The following is a 7,754-nucleotide window of genomic DNA, read 5'->3' as shown; positions in this document are numbered from 1 at the left end:
TCGAAAACCTGATGATCGTTTCCCCGGATATCGGCGGCGTCGTGCGTGCACGTGCTGTTGCCAAATCCCTGGGCGTCGATCTCGGGATCATCGACAAACGCCGTGAAAAAGCTAATCACTCGGAAGTGATGCATATCATTGGTGATGTCGAAGGGCGTACCTGTATTCTGGTTGATGACATGGTCGATACCGCCGGCACTTTGTGTCACGCGGCCAAGGCCCAGAAAGAGCATGGCGCTGCCAAAGTTTTCGCCTACTGCACACACCCTGTGCTGTCAGGTCGGGCTATCGAGAACATTGAAAATTCCGTGCTGGACGAACTGGTGGTGACTAACACCATCCCGTTGTCCGCTGCAGCACAATCCTGTGCACGTATCCGTCAACTGGATATTGCACCGGTAGTCGCCGAGGCGGTTCGCCGCATCAGCAACGAAGAATCGATCAGCGCGATGTTCCGCTAAGGGCTCTGCCCTACGCTGCATCTCGTTGTCGAAAAGCGCCCCGCCCCAACCTTTTGTTGGGGCGGGGCTTTTTTGCCCATATCGCCTGAGCGCCGGTCGCAAACGCTGGGCGAATGTGGTTATTTTGGAGAAACACCATGAATGAATTTACTCTAAATGCTGAACTGCGTACTGACTTGGGGAAAGGTGCGAGCCGCCGCCTTCGTCGTCTCGCTAGCCTGGTTCCAGCTGTAGTTTACGGTGGCAAAGACGCCCCTGAATCCATCAGCATGACCGCTAAAGAAGTTGCCAAACTGCTCGAAAACGAAGCTGCTTTCAGCCACGTTATCGAACTGAACGTTGGCGGCAACAAGCAGAACGTCGTTATCAAGGCGCTGCAACGTCACCCAGCTAAAGGCCACGTGCTGCACGCTGACTTCGTACGTGTAATTGCAGGCCAGAAACTGACCGCTCACGTACCAGTGCACTTCATCAACGAAGAAGCACCCATCAAGAAAGGCGGCGAAATTTCGCACGTTGTTTCTGAAGTTGAAGTGACCTGCCTGCCAAAAGATCTGCCTGAGTTCATCGAAGTTGACTTGGCTAATGCCGAAGTTGGCGTGATCATTCACTTGTCAGACCTCAAAGCACCTAATGGCGTTGAGTTCGTAGCACTGGCGCACGGTAACGACCTGGCTATCGCCAACGTTCACGCTCCACGTGTAGCACCAACTGAAGACGCCGCCGAGTAATTACTCGGTAACGTCTTCCAAGGAAGAGCCCCTGTCGTGACTGCCATACAACTGATCGTTGGCCTGGGAAATCCAGGCGCCGAATACGAACAGACCCGGCATAACGCAGGGGCTTTTTTTGTTGAGCGTATCGCTGCGGCTCAAGGTGTCAACCTTGTTCCTGAGCGCAAATTTTTTGGCCTGACCGGGCGTTTCACTCACCTTGGTCGGGACGTTCGTCTGCTTATTCCCACCACGTTCATGAACCGCAGCGGTCAATCCGTCGCGGCGCTTGCCGGCTTCTATCGCATCCCGGTAGACGCCATACTGGTGGCGCATGATGAACTTGACCTGCCACCCGGCGTTGCCAAGCTCAAGCAGGGCGGCGGCCACGGCGGTCATAACGGATTGCGCGACATCATTGCGCAACTCGGCAATCAGAATACATTTCACCGTCTGCGGCTTGGCATTGGCCACCCGGGTGATGCCAGCAAGGTATCCGGTTTTGTCCTGGGTCGAGCGCCTCGCGCCGAACAGGAAAAACTGGACGCCAGTATCGATTTTGCCCTCGGCGTGCTGCCGGATATCTTCGCGGGGGAATGGAACCGCGCGATGAAAAACCTGCACAGCCAGAAGGCTTGACTAACTCCGAGGGGAAATATCATGGGATTCAATTGCGGCATCGTCGGCCTACCTAACGTCGGCAAGTCCACCCTGTTCAATGCCCTGACCAAGTCCGGTATTGCGGCAGAGAACTTCCCCTTCTGCACCATCGAACCAAACACCGGTATCGTGCCGATGCCAGATGCGCGTCTCGACGCGCTGGCCGCCATCGTCAAACCAAAGCGTATCTTGCCCACCACCATGGAGTTCGTCGACATCGCCGGCCTCGTGGCGGGCGCCTCGAAGGGTGAGGGCCTGGGCAACAAGTTCCTCGCCAACATCCGCGAAACCGATGCCATCGCTCACGTGGTCCGCTGCTTCGAAGACGAGAACGTGATTCACGTCTCTAACAGCGTCGACCCGAAGCGCGACATCGAAATCATCGACCTTGAGCTGATTTTCGCCGACCTCGACAGCTGCGAAAAGCAGTTGCAGAAAGTCACGCGTAACGCCAAAGGCGGTGACAAGGACGCGGTCGTTCAAAAAGGCCTGCTGGAACAACTTATCACGCACTTCTCTGAAGGCAAGCCAGCGCGCAGCCTGATGAAAAACATGAGCGTCGACGAAAAGGCAGCCGTTCGTGGCTTTCATTTGCTGACCACCAAGCCGGTCATGTACATCGCCAACGTTGCTGAAGACGGTTTCGAAAACAACCCGCTGCTCGATGTCGTCCGCGCCATCGCCGAAGAAGAAGGCGCCATCGTCGTGCCAGTGTGCAACAAGATCGAAGCAGAAATTGCCGAGCTTGATGATGGCGAAGAAAAGGACATGTTCCTCGAAGCCCTGGGTCTTGAAGAGCCAGGTCTTAACCGCGTTATCCGCGCCGGTTACGAGATGCTGCACCTGCAAACTTACTTCACCGCTGGCGTTGAAGAAGTGCGCGCCTGGACCGTTCGCGTCGGCGCCACCGGCCCACAAGCCGCAGGCGTGATTCACACCGACTTCGAAAAAGGCTTCATCCGCGCTGAAGTGATCGCGTATAGCGATTTCATTCAGTACAAAGGCGAAGCCGGCGCGAAGGAAGCCGGTAAATGGCGTCTGGAAGGCAAGGAATACGTGGTTAAAGATGGCGACGTAATGCATTTCCGTTTTAACGTGTAATTGCACCCCGGCGCCGCACGGCGGTACAACACAGAATCTGGAAAGCGGGCTTGCTCGCGATTCGCTGCAGTAGTCGTGAATGAGTCAGTTCGGCTCTTCCAGCTGGAACTAGCCAGAGCATTCGGGACCGCTTCGCGCTCGATCGCGAGCAAGCCCGCTCGCTCCTACAATTAAGTTTTGCGCAGTTTGCGCAGTTTGCGTCGTTTGGCGTTCAAGCCCCGAGGTGGTCCCCGGGGCCTGATTCAGCCAGTTACAGCGCGTCAGGAACTACGTCCGCCGCCGTGGCTGTGTTCGCCGCCCTTTTTGCCAGCTTCAGATGCTTTTTCTTTGTCTTCGGCGAAGTTGCCTCCGCGTCCACCGCCCTTCCCGCCGCTCGAACTATCGGCATCGCTTGCCGACTGGCGCCCGCCGCCATGGCTGTTTTCGCCGCCTTTCTTACCTGCCTCAGAGGCGCGTTGTGGATCGTTGGCAAAATTGCCGCCTGAAGCCTCACCACCTTTTTTGCCGGCTTCGGAGGCTTTTTCCCGGTCGTTAGCAAAGTTCCCGGGGTTATTGTTTCCGGTGTTAGCCATTACTGTTCACCTCTTTTGGTTTGTAACGAGCTCCTTGGCTCGTCTAATTCCGAGGGCTTCGAAAACCAAAAGTTTGAACAAAAACCGCTTCTCTCGACGAGCGGAATCACCCAGCAAGTTCCCGGAAATTACGAGTTTGGAGACTAGCGGCAGCTCAACTTCCAGCCACCTTCAGCGGCGCCCCAGCCAATGGCGTATCACGCAGCCGCCTGCCCGTCGCATTGGCTATCGCGTTGGCAATGGCGGCAGGCGTTGGCCCCTGGGATGCTTCGCCAACCCCGAGAAACGGCATGCCGGGTCGATCGATCATATGAACCTCGACGGACTTTGGCACTGAGGAGAAACGCAAGATGGGGTAAGTACTCCAATCGAAGCTGGTGATGTTCTGCGCATTCCAATGGGTTTGCTCATACAACGCCCAACTCGATGCCTGGATAATGCCGCCCTCGACCTGGTTGCGTGCGCCGTCCGGGTTGACCAACTGTCCGCAATCACAGGCCGCCACCACCCGCTCTATCTGCACGTCCCCGGTTTTCGGTTCGACCGATACTTCCATCGCGATGGCGAAGTAAGCCATGAGGTTCTTGTACTGCGCAAAGGCGAAACCGACACCGCGCCCCTGGGCCAGCCTGGCGCCGGATTGCCAGCCAAACTTTTTTGCCGCCAGCTCAATCACGTCCCGCGCGCGGGGGTCGTCCAGGTGAGCCAGGCGAAAGGCCACCGGGTCTGTTTCAGCAGCCAGCGCCAATTCATCGATGAAGCTCTCGATGCTGAACACGTTGTGGTATGCCCCCAGCGAGCGCATGGCTGAGACTCGAATCGGCATGGTCGGCAAAAAATGATACTGCACCTGCATATTAGGAATCGTGTACAGCGGGACGCTATTGCGTTGACCATCGCCTTCAGGCATCGGGATCGGTTGTGGCGGCGCGGGTTTGAACGGCGACGAGAGCAGCGATGCCGGAATGAAGCGACCGGCATTGGCTATGCGGAAATTGTGGGTATTGCTCCAGACTTGGAACCTCCAGTCGACGATCTTCCCCGCAGCATCCAGCGACGCGACAATGTCGGTGATCATGGCCGGCCCCAATGGTTCGCCCATGTGTTCTTGCTCGCGCATCCATTGCACGCGAATTGGATGCCCTGGCACTGCCCTGGCGATCAATGCAGCATCGGCGGCCACATCGTCGGCGCCGTTGTGCCCGTAGCAACCGGAGCCTTCGACGTGCACGCAGCGAATATTCTGTAGCGGCATCGACAGCAATTCCGCCAGGCCGGCGCGTAGCGGGTAAACACCTTGGGTATGGGTCCAGACCGTCAATTGCTCGTTTGTCAATTGCGCCAACGCGCAGGACGGCCCGATTGATCCGTGGGTCAAATACGGCTTGGTATAACGCGCCTGCAGGGTTTTGACGGCTGGCGCCCCAGGGCGATGCTGGTCGACAACGGGGATTTCCTGGATCGGCGAATCCATCAGTTGCTGATGGATCGTTGCCTGGTCGGCCAGCGGTGGCCCGAGGTTCCAGGTGGCGGCATTGGCCAATGCGCGCATGGCCAGAATGGCCCGCCACTCGTCATCGGCTACCACGGCCAGATAGTTGCCGTCGCGCAGCACCTTGATGACGCCGGGCATTTGCTCGATGGGGTGAATATCCAGAGTCGCCAAGGTCGCCCCCACGGAAGACGGGCGTACCACCCGCCCGTGAAGCATGCCGGGCAAACGAAGGTCTTGAACGTAGCTGGGGCCGCCTGTCACCTTGCCGGGAATATCGACCCGAGGCATGGATTGGCCAATAACCGAAAAGGTTTTGGGATCGTTCAGCGCTGAAACGACGCTGGCCGCTTGATGTAAATTAACACTGCCAACCACCTCGCCATAGCTGACATGACGGCCATCGGGCGCGGTGATGGTGCCGTCTTTGACCGTTAACGCCTGGGGGTCTGTGCCAAATTGAGTGGCTGCCGCTTGAACCAGCAAACTGCGTATTTGAGCGGCCGCGTTGAAGATTGCCGTACCACTGTCGGCAATCGAGTGACTGCCTGCGGTGTAGCCTTCGTTGGGCGTCCTCGCGGTATCCGCCGTGATCAACACGAGGCCGTGGGGCGCGACGTTGAGCTGTTCAGCTGCGATCTGCATCATGGCCGTGCGAATCCCGGTGCCCAGTTCAGCCTTGCCGGTGAACACAGTGATCTGCCCTTGGGCGTCTATTTTTATCCACGCATCAAGGTTCGGCTCCGTTTTCAAGCTGCCGGGCAAGCTGGGTGTAGTGGTGGTAAACGTCCCCGCCTCAGTAGTCGAGGTGACTGCAAATACCCGTGAACTCGCCAACAATGAGAAGCTGACCAACAGTGAACTCGCCACTAGGAAATGCCGACGACCGGGGCTGACCAACACCTCCCGGAAATCTTCAGGCTTCATGATTTGCCCCCCGAACTGACTGCCGCGTTGGACTCGGCCACTTCTCGCATCGCCGCGAGAATCCGCATGTGCGTTCCGCATCGGCACAGGTTGGGTTGCAGATGCTCGCGAATTTGTTCGTCGCTGGGCGTTGCAACCTTGTCGAGCAACGCCTGCGCACGCATTACCATCCCGGCGATGCAATACCCGCATTGCGCCGCCTGCTGATTGATAAACGCTTGTTGCAGCGGTCCCGGTTTCTCTACGGTTCCCAAGCCCTCAATAGTACGAACCGGGCGTCCACCCACAGCCGAGACCGGCAGCAAACATGAGAACACTGGGTTATCGCCGACGATAACGGTGCAGGCGCCGCATTGACCCAGGCCGCAACCAAACTTCGCGCCGTTAAGTTGTAGCTGGTTGCGCAGCACATAGAGCAACGGCGACGACGGATCGGCATCAATCGTATGCTGAACACCGTTCACAGTGAGTGTGGTCATGGTGCCGGGGTCTCCTTGCGAATCTTGGCAACGGCTTGTTCACCAAGCGACGCCCATGGCGCCTGGGTGCTGTATCGCGCACGCAAATAATTGCCGAGGTCGGCAATCTGCCTGTCGTTCAGGGTGTCGGCATACGCGGGCATGAAGTGCGCAGCCTCGCTGGCATGCCAGCCGTTACCGTCGAGTATCATTCGGACCGTATTGGTTGGGCTGTCAGCATTGACTGCGGTACTTTGCGCCAGCGATGGCCTGCCGCCCAGGGTCGACATCGGCGCCCCTGCTTCGTGGCAAACCCCACAGGCACCGATAAACAGTGCGTGGGCGCCGTCTAACCCGGTCGGGATTACCGGGTTCGCCTGTTGCGCAGCGGTCGGCAGGGTGACGGGTGTCGCAGGCGCTTGCAGCGACATCAGGTAAATCGATATCGCCTCGACATCGGCGCGCGGTGCATCAGCCAGCTCTTGACTGACCGGGCGCATCGGCCCCGCTGCCGCGCCGTGTTCGGAAGCCAGGCCGGTGTGCAGGTAGTCGATCAGTTGCGACGGGGTCCAAGGCACTGGCGCAGCTGACAGCCGGGTCAATGCTGGCGCGTCCCAGCCATCAATCGAGCCACCGGCGAATGCTTGGCCCTTCTTCTCCGCGCCCAACAGGTTAAGCGGGGAATGACAGGCGCCGCAGTGTCCAAGGCCCTCCACCAGATAGCGCCCGCGGTTCCATTCTGTGCTTTGCGTTGCCCCGTCAGGCACCACGCCGCCTTTCAAAAACAACAGATTCCAACCAGCCACCAACGGCCGAATGTTGAGTGGAAAAATAAGCTGGTTGGCCGGCGTGACCGCATGCACCGGCGGACGGCTCATCAGATATGCATAGATATCGGCAATATCGGCGGCGTTGGTCCGGGTGAAATGCTGATATGGGAACGCTGGGTACAGCAAATGACCGTCCCGCGAGATGCCTTTGCGCATCGCACGTTTGAACGCATCGGGGGACCAGGTGCCAATGCCGGTTTCGTCATCCGGGGTGATATTGGTTGAATAGATGGCGCCAAAGGGCGTATCGAGTTTCAGTCCACCGGCAAACAACTGGCCGCCTTTGCTGCTGTGGCATACCACGCAGTCACCTGCGGCAACCAACCGGGCACCATGCTCGATCAGTTTTTGATTAACTTCGAATACCGGCTTCTGCCGTTCAGCAGCCGTCAGCATCGGAATTTCCGGCTCGCTAGCGACCCAAAACCCGGCACCGATACAGAGGACAACAAACACGGTGGCGATTGCTATCCTTGTTACCTTCATTCAACCCCCAGGCGCCCTTCCATAAGGACGCTTTGTTTAGGGCAGATGCGTAGC

7 protein-coding genes and 2 pseudogenes are annotated in these 7,754 nt (G+C 58.0%); 4 read left to right on the top strand and 5 right to left on the bottom strand.

Annotation, left to right across the window (positions count from 1 at the left end):
* The 4 genes from prs to ychF all read left to right on the top strand — a co-directional run.
* The coding region (gene prs / locus JWR17_RS10415; protein ID WP_299830874.1) for a ribose-phosphate diphosphokinase at positions 1–461 on the top strand (461 nt) is incomplete at its 5' end.
* 137 nt (positions 462–598) lie between these two features.
* Positions 599–1,192 carry a 50S ribosomal protein L25/general stress protein Ctc gene (locus tag JWR17_RS10410; protein WP_299830873.1) on the top strand — a complete coding sequence of 198 codons (594 nt, stop codon included), beginning with the start codon at positions 599–601 and terminating at the stop codon, positions 1,190–1,192.
* 36 nt (positions 1,193–1,228) lie between these two features.
* Entirely contained in the window at positions 1,229–1,813 is a 585-nt protein-coding gene (pth, locus tag JWR17_RS10405) for an aminoacyl-tRNA hydrolase (protein ID WP_299830872.1), read from the top strand.
* Between the two features lie 21 nt (positions 1,814–1,834).
* Positions 1,835–2,935: a redox-regulated ATPase YchF gene (ychF, locus tag JWR17_RS10400; RefSeq protein ID WP_299830871.1), complete on the top strand. Its 1,101-nt coding sequence runs from the start codon at positions 1,835–1,837 to the stop codon at positions 2,933–2,935.
* Between the two features lie 260 nt (positions 2,936–3,195).
* Here the strand turns inward: ychF and JWR17_RS10395 are convergent.
* The 5 genes and pseudogenes from JWR17_RS10395 to JWR17_RS10375 form a co-directional block, all read right to left on the bottom strand.
* A pseudogene (locus tag JWR17_RS10395) lies at positions 3,196–3,276 on the bottom strand (KGG domain-containing protein); the annotation flags it as partial.
* A gap of 66 nt (positions 3,277–3,342) precedes the next feature.
* Positions 3,343–3,507 (bottom strand): annotated as a pseudogene (locus JWR17_RS10390) (general stress protein); the annotation flags it as partial.
* 154 nt (positions 3,508–3,661) lie between these two features.
* On the bottom strand, positions 3,662–5,926 hold the full coding sequence (locus JWR17_RS10385; protein ID WP_299830870.1) for a molybdopterin cofactor-binding domain-containing protein: 2,265 nt from the start codon (positions 5,924–5,926) through the stop codon (positions 3,662–3,664).
* Positions 5,923–6,405 (bottom strand): (2Fe-2S)-binding protein, encoded by a 483-nt coding sequence (locus tag JWR17_RS10380; RefSeq protein WP_299830869.1) that lies wholly within the window; start codon positions 6,403–6,405, stop codon positions 5,923–5,925. Before JWR17_RS10380 ends, JWR17_RS10385 begins: the two co-directional genes overlap by 4 nt.
* Positions 6,402–7,700: a cytochrome c gene (locus tag JWR17_RS10375; protein ID WP_299830868.1), complete on the bottom strand. Its 1,299-nt coding sequence runs from the start codon at positions 7,698–7,700 to the stop codon at positions 6,402–6,404. The genes JWR17_RS10380 and JWR17_RS10375 overlap by 4 nt, the downstream gene beginning before the upstream one ends.
* Positions 7,701–7,754: the final 54 nt, after the last annotated feature.

The sequence above is a fragment of the Pseudomonas sp. genome, assembly GCF_028293835.1.
Taxonomy (GTDB): Bacteria; Pseudomonadota; Gammaproteobacteria; order Pseudomonadales; family Pseudomonadaceae; genus Aquipseudomonas.
Note: the sequence above shows the minus strand (reverse complement) of the source record. Positions and strands in the feature narration are given on the sequence as shown.